The sequence below is a fragment of the Aquamicrobium sp. NLF2-7 genome (assembly GCF_022359935.1).
In the GTDB taxonomy this organism is placed as follows: Bacteria; Pseudomonadota; Alphaproteobacteria; order Rhizobiales; family Rhizobiaceae; genus Mesorhizobium; species Mesorhizobium lusatiense.
Genome location: NZ_JAKSED010000001.1, coordinates 3248189 through 3271016, shown reverse-complemented (window position 1 = coordinate 3271016; position 22828 = coordinate 3248189). Strand labels below are relative to the sequence as shown.

The 22828-nt window shown below is 62.8% G+C and carries 19 protein-coding genes; 7 read left to right on the top strand and 12 right to left on the bottom strand.

Features of this window, described 5'->3' with window-relative positions; translation table 11 throughout:
• Positions 1–84 precede the first annotated feature (84 nt).
• Together ubiA and MIC97_RS16040 are read right to left on the bottom strand one after the other, a co-directional pair.
• The gene (gene ubiA, locus MIC97_RS16045) at positions 85–1068 is read right to left on the bottom strand and encodes a 4-hydroxybenzoate octaprenyltransferase (protein WP_239800846.1); all 984 of its coding nucleotides are present in this window, start codon (positions 1066–1068) and stop codon (positions 85–87) included.
• Positions 1069–1128: 60 nt separating this feature from the next.
• Positions 1129–1644 (bottom strand): GNAT family N-acetyltransferase, encoded by a 516-nt coding sequence (locus MIC97_RS16040; protein ID WP_239800845.1) that lies wholly within the window; start codon positions 1642–1644, stop codon positions 1129–1131.
• A gap of 164 nt (positions 1645–1808) precedes the next feature.
• Between MIC97_RS16040 and purD the strand changes: the two genes are divergently transcribed.
• Positions 1809–3086, top strand: a complete 1278-nt coding sequence (gene purD, locus MIC97_RS16035; RefSeq protein WP_239800844.1) for a phosphoribosylamine--glycine ligase — start codon at positions 1809–1811, stop codon at positions 3084–3086.
• On the opposite strand, the gene MIC97_RS16030 is transcribed toward purD, so the two are convergent.
• Positions 3083–4219, bottom strand: a complete 1137-nt coding sequence (locus tag MIC97_RS16030; protein ID WP_239801171.1) for a GH25 family lysozyme — start codon at positions 4217–4219, stop codon at positions 3083–3085. The two genes, purD and MIC97_RS16030, sit on opposite strands and share 4 nt — an antisense overlap.
• 254 nt (positions 4220–4473) lie before the next feature.
• Here MIC97_RS16030 and MIC97_RS16025 point away from each other — a divergent pair, with 254 nt between their 5' ends.
• Positions 4474–6243: an acyl-CoA dehydrogenase gene (locus MIC97_RS16025; RefSeq protein WP_239800843.1), complete on the top strand. Its 1770-nt coding sequence runs from the start codon at positions 4474–4476 to the stop codon at positions 6241–6243.
• Positions 6244–6265: 22 nt separating this feature from the next.
• On the top strand, positions 6266–7018 hold the full coding sequence (locus tag MIC97_RS16020) for a crotonase/enoyl-CoA hydratase family protein (RefSeq protein ID WP_183828145.1): 753 nt from the start codon (positions 6266–6268) through the stop codon (positions 7016–7018).
• 3 nt (positions 7019–7021) lie between these two features.
• On the opposite strand, the gene MIC97_RS16015 is transcribed toward MIC97_RS16020, so the two are convergent.
• Both MIC97_RS16015 and pdxH read right to left on the bottom strand, forming a co-directional pair.
• Positions 7022–7471, bottom strand: coding sequence for a hypothetical protein (locus tag MIC97_RS16015; RefSeq protein ID WP_239800842.1), 450 nt, complete (start codon positions 7469–7471; stop codon positions 7022–7024).
• 7 nt (positions 7472–7478) lie between these two features.
• Complete coding sequence (pdxH, locus tag MIC97_RS16010) at positions 7479–8099, bottom strand: pyridoxamine 5'-phosphate oxidase (RefSeq protein ID WP_239800841.1); 621 nt, start codon at positions 8097–8099, stop codon at positions 7479–7481.
• Positions 8100–8138: 39 nt separating this feature from the next.
• Here pdxH and MIC97_RS16005 point away from each other — a divergent pair, with 39 nt between their 5' ends.
• Both MIC97_RS16005 and MIC97_RS16000 read left to right on the top strand, forming a co-directional pair.
• Positions 8139–8606 carry an RT0821/Lpp0805 family surface protein gene (locus MIC97_RS16005; RefSeq protein ID WP_239800840.1) on the top strand — a complete coding sequence of 156 codons (468 nt, stop codon included), beginning with the start codon at positions 8139–8141 and terminating at the stop codon, positions 8604–8606.
• 855 nt (positions 8607–9461) lie between these two features.
• Entirely contained in the window at positions 9462–10631 is a 1170-nt protein-coding gene (locus MIC97_RS16000) for a porin (protein WP_239800839.1), read from the top strand.
• Positions 10632–10711: 80 nt separating this feature from the next.
• Here the strand turns inward: MIC97_RS16000 and MIC97_RS15995 are convergent, their stop codons facing one another.
• From MIC97_RS15995 to MIC97_RS15970, 6 genes are all read right to left on the bottom strand, one after another.
• The gene (locus MIC97_RS15995; protein WP_239800838.1) at positions 10712–11278 is read right to left on the bottom strand and encodes a DUF6101 family protein; all 567 of its coding nucleotides are present in this window, start codon (positions 11276–11278) and stop codon (positions 10712–10714) included.
• Positions 11279–11457: 179 nt separating this feature from the next.
• Positions 11458–12888: an FAD-binding oxidoreductase gene (locus MIC97_RS15990; RefSeq protein WP_239800837.1), complete on the bottom strand. Its 1431-nt coding sequence runs from the start codon at positions 12886–12888 to the stop codon at positions 11458–11460.
• 5 nt (positions 12889–12893) lie between these two features.
• On the bottom strand, positions 12894–13862 hold the full coding sequence (locus tag MIC97_RS15985) for an L-threonylcarbamoyladenylate synthase (RefSeq protein ID WP_239800836.1): 969 nt from the start codon (positions 13860–13862) through the stop codon (positions 12894–12896).
• A 22-nt stretch (positions 13863–13884) separates the two neighbouring features.
• Positions 13885–16104, bottom strand: coding sequence for a glycine--tRNA ligase subunit beta (glyS, locus tag MIC97_RS15980; protein ID WP_239800835.1), 2220 nt, complete (start codon positions 16102–16104; stop codon positions 13885–13887).
• 117 nt (positions 16105–16221) lie between these two features.
• Positions 16222–17175, bottom strand: a complete 954-nt coding sequence (locus tag MIC97_RS15975) for a glycine--tRNA ligase subunit alpha (RefSeq protein ID WP_239800834.1) — start codon at positions 17173–17175, stop codon at positions 16222–16224.
• Positions 17176–17310: 135 nt separating this feature from the next.
• The gene (locus MIC97_RS15970; RefSeq protein ID WP_239800833.1) at positions 17311–19086 is read right to left on the bottom strand and encodes a tetratricopeptide repeat protein; all 1776 of its coding nucleotides are present in this window, start codon (positions 19084–19086) and stop codon (positions 17311–17313) included.
• A 266-nt stretch (positions 19087–19352) separates the two neighbouring features.
• Here MIC97_RS15970 and MIC97_RS15965 point away from each other — a divergent pair, with 266 nt between their 5' ends.
• A complete protein-coding gene (locus MIC97_RS15965; protein WP_239800832.1) occupies positions 19353–19784 on the top strand; it encodes a helix-turn-helix domain-containing protein in 432 nt (143 codons plus the stop codon).
• A 120-nt stretch (positions 19785–19904) separates the two neighbouring features.
• On the opposite strand, the gene MIC97_RS15960 is transcribed toward MIC97_RS15965, so the two are convergent.
• Positions 19905–20921: a polyprenyl synthetase family protein gene (locus MIC97_RS15960; RefSeq protein WP_239800831.1), complete on the bottom strand. Its 1017-nt coding sequence runs from the start codon at positions 20919–20921 to the stop codon at positions 19905–19907.
• A 207-nt stretch (positions 20922–21128) separates the two neighbouring features.
• Here MIC97_RS15960 and MIC97_RS15955 point away from each other — a divergent pair, with 207 nt between their 5' ends.
• On the top strand, positions 21129–22811 hold the full coding sequence (locus MIC97_RS15955; RefSeq protein WP_239800830.1) for an alpha/beta-hydrolase family protein: 1683 nt from the start codon (positions 21129–21131) through the stop codon (positions 22809–22811).
• Positions 22812–22828: the final 17 nt, after the last annotated feature.

Here is a 22828-nt window from a genome sequence, read left to right as displayed (position 1 = left end):
GTACTCGCATAGGAAGAAATTCCAGAGCCGCAAGGCAATTCTTCGATCCGGCAGGCAACGCGGGCCGGACGACGGGGTTCTCGCCTAGATCATCGGCTTGAGGAAATTCCAGCAGGCACCGCCAACAAGACCGAGGAAGATCAGCCAGCCGACCTGATTGTTCGACCGGAACAGTTTCAGGCACTGGTCGCCGTCATCGATGTCGAGCACGAGGATCTGACGCCCCATATGAACGGCCGCGGCGATGAGGCCGGCCATGGACGGCATCGGCACCTGCGCATTGGCGAAGGCCACGGCAAAGCACATCAGCGCGCCGCCATAGAGCACGATCAGCCACGCCTTCGTATTCTCTCCGAAGAGGCGCGCGGTGGATTTGACGCCGACGATGGCGTCGTCCTCCTTGTCCTGATGGGCGTAGATGGTGTCATAGCCGATCGTCCACATGATCGCGCCGACATAGAGCAGGATGGCCGGCTCGTCGACATCGCCGAACTCGGCCGACCAGCCCATCAGCGCGCCCCACGAGAAGGCGAGCCCAAGCACGAATTGCGGCCAGTTGGTGATGCGCTTCATGAACGGATAGGCCGCAACAACCGCCAGCGAGCAGATGCCGAGCAGGATGGTGAAGCTGTCGAACTGCAGCAGAACCGCAAGGCCGACCAGCGCCTGCAGGACGAGGAACAGCCACGCCTTGCGACGGCTGACCTTGCCCGACGGCAGCGGGCGCGAGCGCGTGCGCTCGACCTGATTGTCGATGTTCACATCAACGATGTCGTTGTAGGTGCAGCCGGCGCCCCGCATGGCGACGGCACCGATGAAGAAGAGAATCAGCGTCGACGGCAGGGGCAGAAGCGAGTCCAGCGTATCTTCCGGGCGCGCATAGGCCGATGCCGCCATGGCCGCCGACCACCAGCACGGCCACAGAAGAAGCTGCCAGCCGATGGGACGGTCCCAGCGCGCAAGCTGCGCGTATGGCCACAGGGCGCGCGGCAGAACACGATAAACCCAATGATCGCTCGGCGCATCGGCGACGCGTCCCTGCGATGCTTTCGTCTGAATGGTTTCCATGATGGTTCAAGTGGCAGGAGCGGGCGCGAGCGTCAAGCCGCAGGTTGAAGCACTCCGCCGCTAAACCTCGCGATACCAGAACAGGGCGATCTCGTTGCTTTGCGGGTCGAGGCCCCGATAGAGGCAGCGGTCGATGCCGCCCAGACGAAAGCCATGCTTCTCATAGAGCGCACAGGCGGCAAGGTTGTTGTTCTGCGTTTCCAGCATCAGGCCGGGCAGGTTCTCCACCTTTGTCCAAGCGATTGCCTGTTCGATCAGCGCGGAGCCGATTCCCTGCCCGCGCATGCTGCGGTCGACACCGATCGTCCCGATCAGCGCATAGCCATTCCAGTTGCGTGAAACGGCCATGTGCCCTGCAAGTCGGTCATCCAGCCTTGCGATGAACAGCGCCGCCCCGTCATCAATCCCGCCGTCTTCGCCGTAATTCTTAAGGTACGGTACGACCGGGGTCCTGATCCAGTCGGCCACCGGCCTAGCGAATTCCGGTTCGGCGAACGCCTTGACCATGAAGCTGAAATCTCCCTGCCCTGCAGCGACGAATGCAGCGATGTCGGCGCGTTCGGTTATGACAGGCATGGCTTCACCCCAGCTTGCATGTATCCCAGATGGGATTTGTCGGCAGCGGACGCAATGACCTGAGCTTTGGTAGAAACAGCCGCAAATCGGGCATTACGCCTTGACCTTGATAGCCATCGCCAATAGCGGAAACCCTTGCAATCCGACACGCGCGAGGTCTGCCCATGAACGTTCTCCTTCTCGGCTCCGGCGGCCGCGAGCATGCGCTGGCGTGGCGGCTGGCGGCGTCGCCTTTGCTGACAAAGCTTTACGCTGCACCGGGCAATCCCGGCATCGCCGAGGAGGCCGAACTGGTGGCGCTCGACATCGCCGATCACGATGCGGTGCGCCGCTTCTGCCTCGATCAGGCAATCGATCTCGTCGTCATCGGGCCGGAAGCGCCGCTGGTGGCCGGCCTTGCCGACGATCTGCGTGCGGCGGGCATACGCGTCTTCGGCCCGTCGAAGGCGGCAGCGCAACTGGAAGGCTCCAAGGGTTTCACCAAGGACCTGTGCGCGCGCTTCAATATCCCGACCGGCGCTTACCGGCGTTTTTCGGCGCTTGAGCCGGCAAAGGCCTATGTACGCGAACAGGGTGCGCCGATCGTCGTCAAAGCCGATGGCCTCGCTGCCGGCAAGGGCGTGACCGTGGCGATGTCGCTACCCGAAGCCATCGAGGCGCTGGAAGCCTGTTTCGACGGCTCCTTCGGCGCTGCGGGGGCCGAAGTGGTGATCGAGGAATTTCTTACGGGCGAGGAAGCCAGCTTCTTCTGTCTGTGCGACGGCAGGACGGCGCTGCCCTTCGGCACGGCGCAGGACCACAAGCGCGTCGGCGACGGCGACACCGGGCCCAACACCGGCGGCATGGGCGCCTATTCGCCCGCGCCGGTGATGACGCCCGAAATCATCGAACGCACCATGCGCGAGATCGTGGAGCCCACCATGCGCGGCATGGCCGAAATAGGCCATCCCTTTCAGGGCGTGCTGTTCGTCGGTCTGATGATCGATGACGAGGGCCCGAAGCTGATCGAATACAACACCCGCTTCGGCGATCCCGAATGCCAGGTGCTGATGATGCGCCTGAAGGAAGATCTGCTTGTCCTGCTCAACGCCGCTGTGGATGGTCAACTCGCCCATACATCCGCGCGCTGGCGCGACGAAACGGCGCTGACCGTGGTGATGGCCGCGAAGGGCTATCCGGCCTCGCCGGAAAAAGGCAGTGTCATCCGTGGCGTCGAAGCTGCGGCTACAGGTGAGAATGTAGAAATCTTCCATGCCGGCACGGCGATGCGTGATGGAGAACTGATCGCCAATGGCGGCCGGGTTCTGAACGTCACCGCGATGGGTGCAAGCGCCGGCGAAGCGCAGAAAAGCGCCTATGAAGCCGTCGAGCGCATTGACTGGACGGAAGGCTTCTGCCGCCGCGACATCGGCTGGCGTGCGGTGGAGCGCGAAAGAGGCTAATCCTTCGCCGAATCCGCAGCCGGGATCGATCCGGTGGCTATCGGGTCGATACCGGCTGCGGATTCGGCGTCGGCGACCATCTGCTGGAAGGCCTCCAGCTTGCCAGCTGCATATTCCGCCATTCCATGGCGATACCGGCCCTTGTAAGGCCCGCTCATCGCCACGGCCCAGCCATAACGCATCCGGCGCCAGCCTTCGCCGGCCGCTTCGGCCAGCATTGAAAATGTCGGCAGCTGGGAGACATCGGCGTATGCGATGGTGACTTCCCCCTCCAGCGCGTCGGCGCGCGCGACGGGCACCGGCACGCGAAACAGCATATCGACCGGCACGCCGACCAGACCGCCGAAAGGCCAGGCGGTACGCAGTTCCTCTGCCGTCATCGCCGCGACGTTCACGTCGATGTCGGTCGGTGTGCCCGGCACGCGATACGGGCAGCGCCGGGCGTTGCAGTTGGCCTGCGTTGCGAACTGCCACAGTGCGTAGCTCTGCCAGTTGCCTTTGGGGAAATGCATGTCGATCTCGGGCTTGTAGCGCGCATACCAGAGCGGCAGCCGCGACAGCAGCGGATAGAGATGGCGGTGGTCGGCGATATGCTGTGCGGTCGAGCCGTTGGTGTAGAGAACCGGGAAGCGTCCGACGCGGCGATGCACATGGCGCACGAATTCCTCGGCGTCGGCCAGCGACATCCACTTTTCCGGATCATTGTCCTCGATGTCGAGCGCCATCAGGTCATCCGGACCGGGCCGCGCGAAATCGATGAAATTGTTCGCCTGTTCGATCGGATTGCCGGGGCGGGCAAGATGATAGGCGCCCCATTCGAGGCCGAGCGCCCGCGCCACGGTGCGCCGTGTCTGAAACAGCTCCTTTGCCACCGCGTGGCGGCGAAACAGCGCCCGGCACAAGCGCACCTCGGTCTCGTCACCCTTGCAGGCATAGGGCGGAGGCAGCCCGTCGGAAGCCTTGTTGATGAAGCCGACGATGCGCTTGTCGGTCGCAAGCTCGGCCCAGTCTATCGAATTATATTCGTAGGCATCGATGACCAGCGCGCGGTCATCGCGTTTCCACGGCTCGCTGAAATCGGACGCAAGCGCGGTGGACGGCGCGGCAAACGCAATTGCCGCCGCGGCGAACAGCCTGCGCCAAAAGTCTGATTGCGTTGCTCCCAAGCCGGTGTTCCTTGCGATTGACCGGCAATCCTCACCGTTTATGGTTAACAGATTGTTGACGTCCTATCGGCCGCACCTTCCCCGAAGACGAGGATCATGGGCGGGTCCGTAAAATCCGCGTGACAAAGTTTGACGTTTACGTAAAAAGGACAGGCGGGAAGCTGGCGCTCGCCGTTCCCCGCAGTCTGTAAGTGCCGCCAACAGCCTCAGGAGGAGCCCGCATGTATCGCGCACCGGTCGAAGAAATCGCCTTCACTCTCAAGCATGTGGCCGGACTGGAGGAAGCGCTCGCCTCGGGCGCGCTGGGCGATCTGGGCAGCGATCTCGTCGATGCGGTATTGGCCGAGGCCGGGCGTTTCGCCACGGAAGAGGTAGCGCCTCTTTACAAGGCCGGAGATGAGGTCGGCGCGGTGCTGAAGGATGCGGCCGTCACCACCCCTCCCGGCTGGAAGGATCTTTACACACGCTGGCGCGAGGGCGGCTGGAACAGCCTGACCGGGCCGGAGGAATATGGCGGACAGGGCCTGCCGATGATGCTCTCGGTCGCCGTTCTGGAAATGTGGAACTCGGCCTCCATGGCCTTCGGCATCGGGCCGACGCTAACCATGGGCGCGGTCGAAGCGCTGGAGAAGCATGCCACCGATGAGCTGAAGTCCACTTATCTCGAAAAGCTGGTGTCGGGCGAATGGATGGGCACCATGAACCTGACCGAACCGCAGGCCGGTTCCGACCTCGCAGCCCTGCGCACCCGCGCCGAACGCGTGGGCGACGGCACCTACCGCATCTTCGGGCAGAAGATTTTCATCACCTATGGCGAGCACGATTTCACCGACAACATCGTGCATCTGGTGCTGGCGCGCCTGCCGGACGCGCCGGCGGGAACGCGCGGCATCTCCCTGTTCCTCGTGCCGAAATTCTTCGTCAACGCGGACGGCTCGCTCGGCGAGCGCAACGACGTGTTCTGCTCGGGTCTCGAACACAAGCTCGGCATTCACGGATCACCCACCTGCACCATGATCTATGGCGACGGTTTCGGCGGCGCGGAGCCCGGCGCCATCGGCTGGCTGATTGGCGAGGAAAACAAGGGCCTCGCCTGCATGTTCACGATGATGAACAATGCGCGTCTGGCGGTCGGCATGCAGGGCGTGGCGATTGCAGAGGCGGCGTTCCAGAAGGCGCTGGCCTACGCCAATGAGCGCCGGCAGGGCAAGGCCGCTTCCTATACGGGCGAAGGCATGGCGCCAATCGTCCACCACCCCGACGTTCAGCGCAACCTGCTGACCATGAAGGCGCTGACGCAGATCGCCCGCTCCATCTCCTACAACTGTGCCCATGCCATCGACATGGCGCGCGTGTCGGAAGGCGACAAGGCGCAACACTGGCGCGACCGCGCCAATCTTCTCACGCCGCTGGCCAAGGCCTTCTCCACCGATGTCGGCGTGGACGTCGCCTCGCTCGGCGTGCAGGTGCATGGCGGCATGGGCTTCATCGAGGAAACGGGGGCTGCCGCCCTTTACCGTGATGCCCGTATCGCGCCGATCTACGAAGGCACCAACGGCATTCAGGCCATCGACCTCGTGACCCGCAAGCTGCCGCTTGGCGAAGGCCAGCATGTGCATGGCTATATCGGGGAGCTTGGCGCAATCGTTGACGGGCTGAAGGGCGTGGAGGGCTTTGGCCGCAGCGAGAAATTGCTTCGCGAAGCGCTTGATGACCTGACCGAAGCGACGCGTTACCTGCAGGAAAAGCTTGCCGGCAACTCCATGCAGGAGGCGCTGAGCGCCGCAACGCCTTATCAGCGCCTGATCTCTCTGGTGGCCGGCGGCGCCTATCTCGCGCAGGCGGCCCTTGCCGGCCACGACAGCGAGCGCGTTGCGCTCGCCCGCTTCTTCGCCGAGAACATGCTGGGCGAAGTCGCGGCGCTGAAAGAGCGGGTGCTGGGCGGTGCGGAAAGCCTCAGCCTTGCCGGCGCATCGCTGATAACGGCCTGACGGGCTTCGGGAGGAACTGATCTTGACCCATCACATACAGATCGAACGGCGCGGCGCGGTTCAGCTCATTCGCATGAACCGGCCCGAAAAGAAGAATGCGCTGACCCGCGCCATGTATGCGGCCATGGCCGACGCACTGACCGGCGGCGATGCCGATCCGGCGGTGCGCGTACATGTCTTTCTCGGCGTGCCGGGTGCCTTCTCGGCAGGCAACGATCTTGCCGATTTCCTCGCCATTGCCACCGGCGGCGAAGGCGGAACCGAAGTGTGGGATTTCCTGCTGGCACTGGCCGGATCGCAGAAACCGATCGTGTCGGGCGTGGATGGCATTGCCGTCGGCATTGGAACGACCATCAACCTGCATTGCGACCTGACGCTGGCCACCCCGCGCACGGTGTTCCGCACCCCCTTCGTCGATCTCGGTCTCGTGCCCGAAGCAGGGTCCAGCCTGCTGGCTCCGCGTCTGCTCGGCCGGCAGGGCGCTTTTGCGCTGCTTGGGCTCGGGGAAGGCTTTTCAGCCGAACGCGCCCATCAGGCAGGCCTGATCTACGGCGTCGTCCATGAGGACAGGCTTGAGGAGACGACGCTGGCGGCGGCCGAAGACATCGCCGAAAAGCCGCCGGAAGCCCTGAAGATCGCCCGCGACCTCATGCTCGGCTCCCGCGAAGAGCTCAAGGAACGCATCCGGATCGAGAGTGCACATTTCCGCGAACGGCTGACGTCGGAAGAGGCGCGCAACGCGCTCATGGCCTTCATGAACCGGAAGAAGGGCTGAGCGTCAGATCAGGCCGTGATCCTTCATGGCCTGAGCCTCGTCCGGGGTGATCCATGCAAAGATCTTTGCCTCGCCGCCGGCGAAGTTGACGAAGTAGATGTTGCGGAAGGCAATCGTTCCCTTCGCCCCGTCCCGCGGGCGAAGGTAGTCGAATTCCCAGTCCGCTTTGACCGTGGCGTTGGCGTCGTCCAGCATCTCCACGTCGAGAGCCACGATCTCGAACCGTGTTCCGCCGATGGCGCGGTAATTCCTGAAGCCCTGCCGCAGGATGTCCGGGAATGACGAATCTTTCGTCCCGCCCATGATGCCTGCCGGACCAGCACCGGCAAAATGATCGGCGAAAGCGCCGGCCAGCGCATCGATATCGGCACTGTCCGGCGCCAGAAGGGCGGCGTTGCTGTTGCGGCTGTAGCTGCGGAACAATACCTGCGCCTGCCCTTCCCGCGTGTTCATTTCCCTCTCATGGATAGAGGCGTGTCGTCTGCCAGCCCGTACCATCGGGTTGGCGCGAGAAAACGACGCGATCATGAAGCCGGAACGGACGATCGTGCCAGAATTCGATGGTCTTCGGCAGAATTCTGAAACCGGACCAGTGAGAAGGGCGCGGAATGCTCCCCACCGCGTGGCGTGCGGTATATTCGGCAACGGCCTTTTCCAGAGCGAACCTGCTTTCCAGCGGCCGCGATTGCTTCGAGGCCCAGGCACCGATCCGGCTGCCACGTGGGCGCGAGGCATAATATTCATCCGCCTCCGCATCCGACACGATTTCCACAGGTCCGCGCACCCGCACCTGCCGGCGCAGTGATTTCCAGTGGAAGCACATGGCCGCCTTCATGCTGCCGAGGATTTCGCGGCCCTTGGCACTTTCGAAATTGGTGTAGAAGGTGAAGCCGCGCTCATCGAAGCCCTTTAGCAGCACCATGCGTACGTCCGGCAGGCCCTCCTCATCGACAGTGGCCACCGCTACCGCGTTCGGATCGTTGATCTCGGAAGCTGACGCATCGTCAAGCCATTGGGCAAACAGGCGAAACGGCTCTTCCTCCTGCGTAAAGTCATGATCTGTTAACTTGGCATCGCTCATAGTTTTTCTCGAATTTTAACTTTCACCGGAGATGGGCGATTGTCGCGCAACGCGCAAGCTTCTGGCAACCGGCGGACTCCACGCGGGATTTCCGTCTCCGTCAGGGCAATCGCCTGCGTCGTCCTCCTGTCGCTCGGTGGCTGCGGCATGGGCGGTTTCAGCCTCGACAAAGCTGAAATAGACCGTTCGATCATCACCAGCAATGTGCCATCCACCGTGAGTGGCACGGCCACCGATGCCGGCCTTGCTGCCGACCAGATGACCATCCGCAACGCGGCTTCCGCAGCCGATCTTGAAGAACTGGCCGGACAGCCCCTGGCATGGGCCAATGCGGATACGGGCTCCCGTGGTGCAATCTCGGCGATTGCCGAGACCAAAGCGAGAGGCGAACTGTGCCGCGCTTTTTCCAGCAGCCGTGAAAGTTTCGACGGCGTGACGCTCTACAAAGTGCGCATCTGCATGGTCGGGGCCGGCGCCTGGCGCATCGACGAATTCAGGCCAGCCTAAAGCATGTCGCCCGAAAGTGGGAACCGGTTTCGGGATCACGACATACATAAAAACAATAGCTTAAAGCGTAAGGAGTGAATCTGAAAGATCGCGGCACGCTTTAGGATCAGCGCCCCGGCGGCAATCCAGTCTGCTTGCATATCCGGCCCCTCTGCGGCCGAAGATCAAGGCTGGGGTGCTACCCTTTCCGACAAGGCTCCGTTCTCATTGCGAGTTCCCCGGACGCTTTCGTGCAATCCCCGCCCGTCTCAGAACGAATTTCCGGGCGGCATGTCTCGCCCCGTCCTGCAAGCCGCCTGAAATCGACGGCAGCCTCTCTCCTCATCCCCAATGCACCCTGCCCGCGATTCCTGAGACCGGAACCGCATCCGCAGAGATACAACCTCGGGGTTGTACAAAAGCCACCGCAGTCAGATTTCCGGCACGCATGCCGGCAGGGACAACTCATCGAAGACGGTGGTCGTCTGGGCATTTTTCAGAATCACAAAAGGGAAAAAGAAGAGGCCTCGTAAAAGGTTACGGCCGCCCCCCTATAGCGAGGCCTCTCTCGACTGGAGATCGAGATCTATACGCTCTCATAGGTTGCATTATTTGTAAATACTCTATTTATAATTGCATATCCGCCGATGAAACTGCACCGCCACCAGGCTTCCGGCCGCCCCCAGACATGTGCCTTTAATGCAACATTTGATTGCAATATATAAAATTACACAACCAAAAGATGTAATTTTCCTTGCCTCAAAAGGCCGGCTGGGAAATCAATCACCACGGAAAGAGGGGGCGACTCGCACGATCTTTTCATCCACGGCCTTCGGGCTCACAGAAAACCATTCAGTTCTGAACTGGAGAACATAAATGAACATCAAGAGCCTTCTTCTCGGCTCCGCTGCGGCTCTCGTCGCAGTCTCCGGCGCCCGCGCCGCCGACGCCATCGTCGTGGCCGAGCCTGAACCAGCCGAATACGTTCGCATCTGCGACGTCTACGGCGCCGGCTACTTCTACATCCCCGGCACCGAGACCTGCCTGAAGATCGGCGGCTACCTGCGTTACGACATCGGCGTGGGCGACGCTCTGGGCCTGAAGTCGATCGACAAGAAGGACGCCTACAACTTCATTCGCGGCACCGGTAACACTGTCGACATTAACGACACCTACTTCAAGCGCATGCGCGCCCAGCTCACCTTCGACGCCCGTTCGGAGACCGAGTACGGTACCCTGCGCGGCTTCATCGCCACCTACTATCAGCGCGATTCTGTCGAAGTTGACATTGGCAATGACACGTATTCCGACACCGCGTCGGCATGGGCTCTTGAGCACGCCATCATTCAGCTTGGCGGCCTGACCATCGCTTACACCGACTCGCTGTTCGAGACGCTGACCGACTCGGCCGGCTCGGTCATCAACGACGGCATCGGCGTCAACTACACGCCGGGCAAAACCCACCTGATCGCCTACACCTTCGATGGTGGCAATGGCTTCTCCGCCACGATCGGCGTGGAAGAGGGCTCGGGCGAAGAATACACCCTTGATTCCTACGTTCCGCATGTCGTGGCTGGCGCCTCGTTCACGCAGGGCTGGGGCAAGATTGCCGGCGTGATCGGCTACGACGCCAACTTCGGTGAAGTTGCCGGTAAGGTCCGCGTCGACTTCAACGTCAACGAAGCTCTGAGCCTGTGGGTGATGGCTGGCTATCAGGACTACAATGCTGAGCGCGCCTGGTGGTCGGACCAGTTCGATCTTTCCGGCCGCAGCAGCTACTATGGCGTCTGGGGCGGCGACTGGGCTGTCTGGGGCGGTGGTCAGTATCGCTTCAACGAGAAAGGCTCACTGGACGTGCAGCTGGCCTACGACGACAACGAAACCTTCGGTGCCGCAGTCGGCGTGAACTACGCGCTGGTTCCCGGCTTCAACATCCGTCCGGAAGTTGTGTACGCCTCGGGTTACGAGCGCGACATCAACAACAACAAGATCGGCGGCAAGAAGGATGGCTGGGGTGGTTACCTCCGCTTCCAGCGTTCGTTCTAAGATCGGTTTCACCGTCTGAACAGAAGAACCCGGCAGTTTCCTGCCGGGTTCTTTTTGTTGTGGTCGATTATCGGAGAGTGTCAGGTCCGGGCGATGATTTCCTCACCGTCGATCACCAGCCTCAGACCAAGGTTGCCGGTGCGGCGGCGGGCAAGGAAGCGGGGACGCCTGCGGGCCGGCGCGCGGCCCTGCCGGCGCTCCTGCGGCGGCAGGGTCTTGATCGCAGCGCCAAGCGATTCCTCCAGCGTGCGGGCCACGCCATCAGCCTCGATCAGCAGCATGGGCAACCGGTAGGCTTCCGACCAGGCGCGCCAGTCGGCGGCCACGTCGTCCAGATCATGGGCGACCAGCAGCGGCACGGACAGCATGGGATCGTCGTGCAGAAGTTCCAGCGTCACCGTGACATTGCCATCGGCGTCTTCCAGCGCGCGGGCTGCAACACCCCGGAACACATTGGATGGTAGCGCGATGACGGCCGGCAGGCCGCTCATCTCCAGCGTCCGGCGCAGGACCGCGCCGCGATGGTCCACAGTCAGGGTAACGTCGCCATGGTCCTCGCGGCTGGCGTAGCTCACCATCTGCGGCAAGCGAAAGGGGTCGAGGCGCATGTTGCGCCCCGCCCAGACCGGCTTCAGTCCAGTTTGCATTGGTGCCTTCCTGTTTTCTTCCGAGAGCCGGTACTCCGGTCTCCCCGGGCCGTTTTCGGCCTCGTTATGCAGGCAAGGTAACGTGAGCCCCTTACCGGGGCGCTTAAGAAATTCGGTTAAATTTTGCTGATCTTCCAGATGGTTAGGAAAATCCAACCGGAAGGCGTCGGCGTAAAGGCTCAGATAACCTTACCCGGGTTCATGATGCCGGCCGGATCGAACGCCGCCTTGACGCGGCGCATCAGGTCGATGGCCATGGGCGGAGCAGTGGCGATCAGCTCGTCGCGCTTCAGCTGGCCGATGCCATGCTCGGCCGAGATCGATCCGGAAAATTCGCGCACGACATCGTGTACGGCATCATTGACGGCACGGTAGAGGGCGAGGAAGGCCGCATCGTCGCCGTCTGCGGGCCGGGAGACATTGTAGTGCAGGTTGCCGTCGCCCATATGGCCAAAGCAGACCGGGCGCGCGCCGGGTGCCACCTGCTCCACGGCCTTGCCGGCCTTGGCGATAAAGGCGGGGATCGCGGCAATCGGCACGGAAATGTCGTGCTTGATCGATGCACCCTCTGGTTTCTGGGCTTCGGGCAGAACCTCGCGGAAATTCCACAGAGCCTCGGCCTGCGAGAGGCTTGCGGCAATCACCGCATCACCTGCGACATCTTCCTCAATTGCCGCGCCCAATATGTCCTCTATCAGGCCACGCGCGTCTTCAGCGGAGCGACCGGAGGAAATCTCCATCAGCACATACCATGGCCAGTCGCTCGTCAGGGGGCGCACCACGCCGGCGGCATGGGCCAGCGTGAAATCGTAAGGCCGCTGCCCGATCAGCTCGAAAGCGGTCAGTGAACTGCCGGCCCTGTCGCTGGCCATTGCGAACAGCTGAAGCGCGGCCTCCGCCGACGGCAGACCGACGAAAGCGACCTCCCTGCCCTTCGGCATTGGAAACAGCTTCAGCACCGCCGCGGTGATGACGCCCAGCGTGCCCTCGGCCCCAACGAACAGGTTCTTCAGGTCGTAGCCAGTGTTGTCCTTCTTCAGCTTGCGCAGATCGTCGAACACCTCGCCGGTGGGGAGCACCACTTCCACGCCAAGGCACAGTTCGCGCGCGTTGCCATAAGCCAGCACATTGGTGCCGCCGGCATTGGAGGAGAGATTGCCGCCAATCTGGCACGAGCCCTGCGCGGCCAGCGAAAGCGGAAACAGCCGGCCAGCCTGCGCCGCCGTTTCCTGCAGGGTCTGGAGGATGACGCCGGCCTCGGCCGTCACCGTATTGGACAGGAGATCGACCTCGCGGATGCGGTTGAGCCGCGATAGCGACAGCACCACCTGCCCGCCGACGGCGTCCGGCACCTGCGCCCCAACAAGTCCCGTATTGCCGCTCTGCGGCACTATGGGCGTACCCGTCCCGGTCGCCAGCCGCATGATGCGGCTCACCTCATCGACGCTGCCCGGCCTCAGCACCAGCGAGGTGCGGCCATGCCAGAGCCCGCGCGGCTCTACCAGATAAGGAGCAATGTCCGGCTGCGAAGTGAGCGCATGGCGAGCGCCGACGATTTCCGCGAAACGCTGCACCAGACCGGGATCGAGGAAAAGTGCCGCGTCTGCCATCGGTTCTAGTCTCCGTTCACCACATCACGCGGAGCTGCTGCCCGCGCCAGCCGGTCGTTGATCGCCTCGCCAAGCCCCGTCATCGGGACGGGCTCGACCGCAATGGCGGCAGCGCCGCTGCGGTCCAGTTCATGCATGAAGGAAAAAAGGTTGGCGGCCGCCTCACGCAAATCGCCAGAAGGCGATAGGTTGAGTACCGCCACCGCGTTCCGCTCATTCGCCACGCGCTGCGGCCCGAAGGCCAGCAGCGCCTCGCCGGGATGCACGCGTTCCACGCCAAGCCGCATTCCGGCCTTCGGCGCATAATGCGACATCATCATGCCCGGCGCTTCGATGCCCTTCGCGCCGCGCTCAGGCTGCCGGCCAATAACCGCTTCGATCTCCTCCGCCGCGATGCCGCCCGGGCGAAGCAGGCGCACCTTGCCGTCCTCGACCTTGACGATGGTCGACTCCAGGCCGACCGGCGTTGCGCCATCATCCACCACAAGCCTGATGCGCTGGCCGAGATCGGCAGCGACCGCCTGTGCGGTGGTGCCGCTGATGCGCCCCGACGTGTTGGCGCTGGGAGCCGCGAGCGGCCGCCCCAGAGCCGCGATCAGTTTCGCGCCGAAACCGCGCGGCATGCGCAGCGCGATGGTGTCCAGCCCGGCGGTCGCCAGCGGATGAATGCCGGCATCCGGCTGCATCGGCACGACCAGTGTGAGCGGTCCCGGCCAGAATGCCTGCGCCAGCCGGCGCGACAGCGGATCGAAGCGGCCGATGCGCTCGGCCATTGCCATGTCGCTGACATGGGCGATCAGCGGGTTGAAGCGCGGACGCCCCTTGGCTTCATAGATGCGCGCCACCGCCTCGCCGCTGGTGGCATCACCGGCAAGGCCATAGACCGTCTCGGTGGGGATGGCGACGACCTCGCCGGCCCTCAAAAGGGCCAGAGCCGGCTCCAGAGCCTTATTGGCGGGCAGTATCTCGGCCACGCTCAGTCATCCCCTTGCCGGATCAGCCGGCGATGCGCGAGAAATCGGCCACCTCGCCGGTGGCAGTGCGGATGCGGGCGAGCAAGGCCAAGCGATTGGCGCGAACGGCAGCATCTTCGTCATTGACGAGAACCTTGTCAAAGAAGGCATCGACAGGTTCGCGCAAGGCGCTCAGCGCGCGCATGGCAGCCGAAAAGTCCTCGTTACGGATCGCATCGCGCGCGTTGGTCTCGGCCTGACCGATGGCAGTGAAGAGGTTCCTCTCCGCATCGTCCCGGAACAAGTCGGGTTCCACGGTCCCCGCAACGGCGGTGCCCTTCTTTTCCTCGGCTGCGAGAATGTTGGCCGCGCGCTTTGTGCCGGCCAGAAGGTTCTTGCCGTCCTCGGAATCGAGGAAAAAGATAAGGGCTTCCAGCCGCCTTGCCGCCAGAAGCAGGTTGTCGGTGTCAGCCGTCAGAACCGCATCGATGGCATCGTAGCGCGCACCTTCATCCTTCAGATAGACCTTGAAACGGTCATGCAGGAAGGACAGCATGTCTTCAGTAACTACCTGAGAAGACACAAAGCTCTGAGACGAGTCGGCTTTCTCCGCAACAGCCCGATACGCGCTTTCGATCAGGACTCTCAGGTTCAGACGCAGATCATTTTCCAGAATCAGGCGAATCACGCCAAGGGCCGCGCGGCGCAGCGCATAGGGGTCCTTCGAACCCGTCGGCTTCTCGTCGATGGCCCAGAAGCCGACCAGCGTGTCGAGCTTGTCGGCGAGCGCCACCGCCACGGACACCGAAGCCGTCGGCACGTGGTCGGACGGACCCTGCGGCTTGTAATGTTCCTCGATCGCCGCGGCGACCTCGGGCTTCTCGCCCTGCAACAGTGCATATTTGTGGCCCATCGCGCCCTGAAGCTCGGGGAATTCACCCACCACCTCGGTCTGGAGATCGGCCTTGGCGAGCACGGCCGCGCGGGCGGCCAGATCCGGGTCGACGCCCACCAGCGGGGCGATCTCGCGCGCCAGACTGACGATGCGCTGAACCCGGGCGCCCTGGGTGCCGAGCTTCGCGTGGAAGGTCACGCCCAGATGATCGAGACGCGCCATGCGCTGGTCGAGCGGCTTCTTCAGGTCAAGCGCGAGCTTTTCGGCCGAGCCCTTCAGCTGATCGAGATCGGGCACATCGGCCTGGTCGGTCTTCCAGAAATGCACGGCGTCCGAAAGGCGCGCACGCACCACTTTGCCGTTGCCATGGGCGATTTCCCTGCCCCCGTCCTTCGCCTCGATGTTGGAGATCAGCAGGAAGCGGTTGGCCAGAGCATCAGTCTCGCCCTGCGGGCGGGCGACGAAACACTTCTGGTTGGCGCGGATGGTGAGGCGGATGACTTCCGGCGGTATGGCCAGAAATTCCTCCTCGAATTCCCCCAGCAGCACGACGGGCCATTCCACAAGCCCGGCTACCTCTTCCAGAAGCCCCTCGTCCTCAACCAGATCGAGGCCATTGGCGAAGGCCAGATTGCGCGCATCCGTCTGGATCATCTCCTTGCGGCGGTCGGCATCGAGAACCACCTTTGCGGCTTCGAGCGAGGCGGCATAATCCTCGAAGCGCCGGACGGTAATCGCCTGCGGCGCATGAAAGCGATGGCCATAGGTGACGTTGCCGGAACGCACGCCCTCAACCTCGAAATCGATCACCACCGGCTCGCTGGTTTCGGGGCCGAAGGTGCACAGGATTGACTGCAACGGCCTCACCCAGCGCAACGCATCGCCGCCGCGCCCCGCAACGCCGCCATAGCTGCGGCCCTTGGGCCCGGAGGCGGCACCCCAGCGCATGGATTTCGGCCATGGGAAGGCGCGGATGATGCCGGGCATCAGGTCGGCGATGATTTCTTCCGCCGCGCGCCCCGGCCTGACGATATGGGCGACATAAAAATCGCCCTTCTTCGGGTCCGAGTGCACATGCGCTTCTTCAATGGAGGCAAGTCCGGCGGAGCGCAGGAAACCCTGAATGGCCGCTTCCGGGGCCTTTGTGCTCGGGCCCTTGCGGTCCTCGCGCACATCGCGCGAGCGGGCGGTGAGGCCGCGCACGTCAAGCGCCAGCCGGCGCGGCGTCCAGTAGGCGCGCGCTGCCTCATAAGTCAGGCCGGCATCCACCAGCCCGTCGGTGACCATTTTCTTGAGGTCTTCCGCAGCCTTGCGCTGCATACGTGCAGGAATTTCCTCGGAACGAAGTTCGAGCAGAAGATCGGGCATTTATGCGGCCTCCCGCACGTATGTTTTTACGTTGCGCGTCCTCGCGCCGATGGCGCTGTGGGCGCGCGGCTGTGCAGAAATTTCTTCAGAACGAAGTTCGAGCAGAAGATCGGGCATTTATGCGGCCTCCGGCGCGCGCTGGAAGCCACCGGCTTCGGTCTGGAGAAAGGCCTCGCCGCAAGCCTTGGCGAGGTTGCGCACGCGCAGGATGTAGCTCTGGCGCTCGGTCACCGAAATGACACCGCGCGCATCGAGCAGGTTGAAGACGTGGCTGGCCTTGATGCACTGGTCGTAAGCCGGCAGCACCATGCGGTGTGGCTGACCTTCCGGGCGGCTGGCGCCGGCGGCGAGCAGCGCGATGCACTCCTTTTCCGCATCGATGAAATGCTGATGCAGAATGCCGGTGTCGGCATGCTCGAAATTGTAGCGGGAATATTCCTGCTCGGCCTGCAGGAAGACGTCGCCATAGGTGACCTTTTCCTCGCCTTCGCGGCCATTGAAGTTGAGGTCATAGACATTGTCGACGCCCTGCACATACATGGCCAGCCGTTCGAGGCCATAGGTCAGCTCGCCCGCCACGGGTGCGCATTCAATGCCGCAGACCTGCTGGAAATAGGTGAACTGCGATACTTCCATGCCATCGCACCAGCATTCCCAGCCAAGGCCCCAGGCACCCAGCGTCGGGCTTTCCCAGTCGTCTTCCACGAAGCGGATGTCGTGCAGCAGCGGGTCGATGCCGATGGCCGCGAGCGAACCCAGATAAAGCTCCTGCAAGTCCGGCGGGCTCGGCTTCAGGATGACCTGATACTGATAGTAGTGCTGGAGCCGGTTGGGATTTTCGCCATAGCGGCCGTCCTTGGGACGGCGCGAAGGCTGCACATAGGCGGCATTCCACGCCTTCGGCCCAAGCGCACGCAGCGTCGTGGCCGGATGAAATGTGCCGGCGCCCACTTCCATGTCGTAGGGCTGCAGAACGGCACAGCCGTAATTGGCCCAGTAATTGTGCAGCGTGAGGATCAGCCCCTGAAACGAGCGGCTGGGATGCATATGGGCAGGAAGTTCGGCGTTCACGGAAACGGCCTCGGCGGAAATGGGAAGGATGGTGCCTTCCCTAGTGCGCCACTCCCGGAGCGTCAAGAAAAGAGCGCCGCTGAAGGGCGTGGAATGCGGAGCACTTCGTCGCGCTTCGCATTCGCAGCAGAATGATCAGCCCTTCGGTTCCGTGGCGGGCCTGGGCTTGGGGGCCGGCGCATCCTGCGCGGTGCTGGCCGTGATGGGCGGCAGTCCCTTCTGCAACTTCTTCTCAACCTCGGCCAGAACGTCCGGCTCGGGCTTGAGGTCGCGCGCATAGCTCCACTGGAAGGTTGCCTCCAGCCTGCGCCCAACGCGCCAGTAGGCATCGCCGAGGTGGTCGTTCAGCACCGGATCCTCCGGCCGAAGGGAGACAGCGCGTTCGAGCTCGCGTACGGCATCCTCGAAGCGGCCGAGCTTGTAATAGGCCCAGCCCAGCGAATCGACGATGTAGCCGTCGCTCGGACGCAGTTCCACGGCGCGCTGGATCATTTCCAGCGCCTCCTCAAGATTCATGTTCTTGTCGACCCAGGAATAGCCGAGGTAGTTCATGACCTGCGGCTGCTCGGGATTGAGCTCAAGCGCCTTGCGGAAATTCGGTTCGGCCTTGGTCCATTCCTTCAGCCGCTCATAGGCGATGCCTCGCTGATAGAAGATGTTCCAGTCGGCCGGTTCCGGCTCCTTCAGGCGCTCGACCGCCTTGTCGTAAAGCTCCGTCGAGGCGCGCCAGTTTTCCTTGGCGCCGTAGACGCCGCCCAGCGCCAGATAACCGCGCATCTCATCCGGCTTTGACTCGACCAGCGCCTTGAGGTGCTCGATCGCTTCATCATTGCGGCCGAGATCTGCAAGGTTGAGGCCAAGCTGCAACTCGGCGATCTGCTTGTAAGGCGATGCATTGGAAATGCGCTTGTAATAGGCAATGGCGCGCTCGCCGTCCTTCATCTGCTCGGCGACGCCGGCAAGCTGCACCAGCGCAATGTCGCTGTCGGGCTTCAGCGCCAGCGCATATTCCAGATAAAGCCGCACGAAGGGCTCGCCGCCGCCCCGGTTGAGCGCCGTGGCCAGATTGGTGAGGATCTCGGAAGCGCCATCTGCCGGCGTGACCACCATCGGCGCGATCTCCGCGCCGTTCTCGATGCTTTCGCGCAGGGCTTCGATTTCGGCCCGGCCGGTCACGAAATCCTCGGACTTGTCGAGAACCGCAAGCGCCTCGTCCTTCTTGCCATCACGGGCGAGCAGACGGGCATAGGCCTCGGCGCTGCGCAGCCATGTTTCCGGTGCAGCACCGCCAGCCGCGGTGTTTTCAAAGGTCGCCTTGTAAGCCTCGGCGGCCTTGTCCTTCAGGCCGGCCGCATCGGCGATCAGCGCGCGATGGTATGACTTGAAAAGATCGAACCATTCCGGCCCCTTCAGCTTGCCGACATAGTTCACGGCATCATCGGCCTGACCGGCGCCGAGACGTGCCCAGCCGGTCATGACGCCGCTGATAAGGCGATCAAGATCGGCCTGGAGCGACAGCTTCAGCCAGTATTCCGCCTTCTGGTAATCCTTCTTGCGGAAGGTATCGACCGCAAGCGCGAGCCGCGAAAAGCGCTCGATGTCGGGAACTTCCCTTAGCTTGTCGGCATAGGGCAGCGATTCGTCGAAGCGGCCCTGTGCGATCAGCGTCAGCATCAGGCTTTGCTGGAGCTGGGTGTCATCGGGCGCAAAAGCCAGCGCCTGCTTGTAATAGGTGATGGCGCTGTCGAGGTCGTTATCGCCTTCAGCCACGCGCGCGGCCAGATAGGCGCCGGAGAACGAGGTGATCTCGATCGGCTTTGCCGCCTCCTGCGCAACGACGACCGGGCCGCACAGAGCCAGCGCGGTTGCCACAGTCAGACCCGCGAGCCAGCGAATGCGTTGATGCGGCATCGTCATCCTTTCAGCCGAGAGCGTCCCGGACGCCTTGCCGGAACCGTCGTAATCTTCATGTGACGGCGAAGCATGGCCTTTTTGGGATCGTGCTTCAATCCGGGGTATTTTTACATCTGCCCAACCGCACAGATGCGCTTCAGCCATTTGTACGATTACCCGCTTGCAGGCGCAATCCTGCAAGACCGGGTGCCTGATGCCCTGAGCGGGTGACATAGTTGACCGGAGTGCTTACTTTTCCCTCAACAATGAGGTGAAGACAGACAATGGCTTTTTCAATCGGTGAACTGGCCCGGCGTGCCGACGTGAAGGTTCCCACGATTCGCTATTATGAGCAGATCGGCCTGATGCCGGAAACGCTGCGCACCACAGGCCAGCAAAGGCGTTACGGCTCGGCGGCGGTGACGCGGCTGGCCTTCATCCGCCATGCCCGCGAACTCGGCTTCGACATCGAGGCCATCCGCACGCTGCTGTCCCTGCAGGACGATCCCGACCAGCCCTGCGCACAGGCCGACGAGATCGCCCGAACGCGTCTGGTTGAAGTGGACAGGCGAATCGCAGCCTTGCAGGCTCTGCGCAAGGAACTGAAGCACATGGTGGATCAATGCGCGCAGGGGCGTGTCTGCGAGTGTCAGGTCATCGAGACGCTGGCCGACCGCACCCACTCGCACAAGTCATGGAAGGAACTGGGTGGCTGACTTAAAGCGCGCCGCGATCTTTCAGATTCGCCGCTTACGCTTTAAGCTCTTGTCTGCACACATGTGGTTGTCCCGAAACCGCTTCCCACTTTCAGGGACATGCTTCAGGAAAACGTCGCGTCAGTTGACCCGGCTGATGCAGAAGTCGATGACGTCGATCATCGCTGACTTCTGCGGCGTGGCCGGCAGCGGCGCCAGCGCGTCGCGCGCAATTTCGCCGAAGTGGCGGGCGCGGCCGATGGTGTCCGAAATCGCCGCATGGCGCGCCAGCAGGCCTATTCCCTTTTCCAGCGCGGCGTCGTCGGTCTCGTTGTCCTCGATCGCCTTCTTCCAGAAGGTGCGCTCCTGCACCGTGCCGCGCCGATAGGCGAGAATCACCGGAAGGGTCACCTTGCCCTCTCGGAAATCGTCACCGACATTCTTGCCCAGATCGCTGCTCGATCCGCCATAGTCCAGCGCGTCATCGATGAGCTGGAAGGCAAGGCCGAGGTTCATGCCGTAGGAGCGAAGTGCCGCACGGTCATTGCGCGAGGCGCCGGCGACCACGGGTCCAACTTCGGCGGCGGCGGAGAACAGCGCGGCTGTCTTCGCCTTGATCACGGCGAAATGCTCGTCCTCGGTCGTTTCCAGATTCTTTGCCGCAGCAAGCTGCATCACCTCGCCCTCGGCAATGACCGAGGCGGCCGTGGACAAAATGTCCAGCGCGTCGAGCGAGCCGACATCGACCATCATGCGGAAGGCCTGCCCAAGCAGAAAGTCGCCGACCAGAACGCTGGCCTGGTTGCCCCAGATCATGCGGGCCGTCTTCTTGCCGCGCCGCATGCCGCTTTCATCGACGACATCGTCGTGCAGCAATGTCGCCGTGTGCATGAACTCGACAGCCGTGGCGAGCTTGATATGGCCGTCCCCGGCATAGCCGAACATCTGCGCGGCAGCGAGCGTCAGCATCGGGCGCAGACGTTTGCCACCGGAGGAAATCAGATGATTGGCCACCTCGGGAATCATCTGCACGTCGGAACCGGCTTTTGATAGGATAAGTTCGTTGACCCGGCCCATGTCTGAAGCCGTCAGATCGACCAGCTCCTTGATGGAAGCGGTTTCGCGCTTGCCGTCCCCGAGATTGACAACGATACCCAACTATCGACTCCTGAACCAGAAAACCCGCCGATACGGCCACATCTTGCCAGGACTCTAGGGAGATGGTCACGTCACGGCAAGAGGCGAATTGGCACGGCGGGGCCAGCAATTCGCCTCCGCCTCGCATGAATGAACTGGAAAATCTACCCTTCCGCTGGCTATACCTGAAACCGAATTGCATTCAGTCCCAATGGCGACAGTGAAATCATGTCCTCTTCCGTCACGTCCCGCACCGGCAATCTCTTTTCCCGCTTGGCTCTTTCCCTGTCCACAATCGGGCTGCTGACGGGAACGCTGTTCTTCGCCGCCTCATTCACGCCTTCGCTGATTCCGCGGGATTATCTTCTGCAGGGCGTGCTGGCCGGCCTTGCATTCGGCGTCGGATATCTGCTCGGCGTGCTTGGGGTGTGGCTGTGGACCTATCTGGAACTGCCTATGCTGGAGGGGCAGGCTGCGCGCCGCACCAAGCAGATCGCCGGCATCGTGTGCGCCGCCATCGCGGTCACATTTTTGTGGCAGGCCTCTGAATGGCAGAATTCGATCCGCGTGCTTCTGGACATGCCGCCCGTGGACAGCGTCTATCCATTCCGCGTCGGGCTGATCACCATCATCACCTTCACCGTTCTGCTCGGCATCACCCGTCTGTTTCGTTGGACGCTGGATTTCATCGACAGGCGCCTGCAGGGCTTCATGCCGCGCCGCATTGCGGCAGTCATCGGCGTCGCTGCAGCGGTGCTGATCTTCTTCAGCCTCATCAACGGCGTTCTGCTGCGCTATGCCATCTATGTCGCGGAAAGCTCGTTTCGCGCCGCCGACGAACTGATCGAGCCGGACACACCGCAGCCGGAAGATCCGGTCAAGACCGGCAGCGCGGCCTCGCTGCTCGACTGGGACGGCATCGGCCGGCGCGGCCGCCAATATGTCGCCACGGCCCCATCGCGGCAGGACATTTCCACCTTCACCGGACGGGAGGCGACGGAGCCGCTGCGCGTCTATGTCGGCCTGCGTTCCGCCGAAACGCCGCAGGAGCGCGCCCGGCTGGCGCTGGAGGAACTCAAGCGCATCAATGCCTTCGACCGATCCGTCCTCGTCCTCATCACGCCGACCGGCACCGGCTGGATCGATCCGCCGGCGATCGACACGCTGGAATATCTTCACGACGGCGACGTCGCCACCGTAGCCGTGCAATATTCCTATCTGGCCAGCTGGCTTTCGCTGCTGGTCGAACCCGAGTATGGCGGCGAGACGGCGCGCGCCCTGTTCACGGAAGTGTACGGCTACTGGACCGGCCTGCCGAAAGAGAGCCGGCCGAAGCTCTATCTCTACGGCCTCAGCCTCGGAGCCATGAACTCCCAGCGCTCCAGCGAGCTTTTTGAAGTTCTGGGCGATCCCTATCAGGGCGCGCTGTGGGCCGGCCCGCCCTATTCCAGCCAGTTATGGCGCTCGATCACCGAGCGCAGGAACGCCGGCTCTCCGGTCTGGCTGCCCCGGTTCCGCGACGGTTCCTACGTGCGCTTCACCGGGCAGGAAAACGCGCTCGCCCTTCCGGGCGCGAAGTGGGGCCCGATGCGCGTCGTCTATCTGCAATATGCCAGCGACGCGGTCGTGTTCTTCGATCCGCTGTCGGTCTACCGCGCGCCTGAATGGATGAGCGAACCGCGCGGTCCGGACGTGTCGCCCCAGATGCGCTGGTATCCGATCGTCTCCTTCCTGCAACTGCTGGTCGACATGATGACGGCCACGACGACCCCTATGGGACATGGCCATGTCTATGCACCACAGCACTACATCGATGCATGGATCGAGGTGACGGACGTGCAGGGCTGGTCGGCCGCCGACATAGACCGGCTGAAGGCACACCTCGCCAGTCTGATGGAGGAGGAGCCGTGATCCACGCGTTTACATCA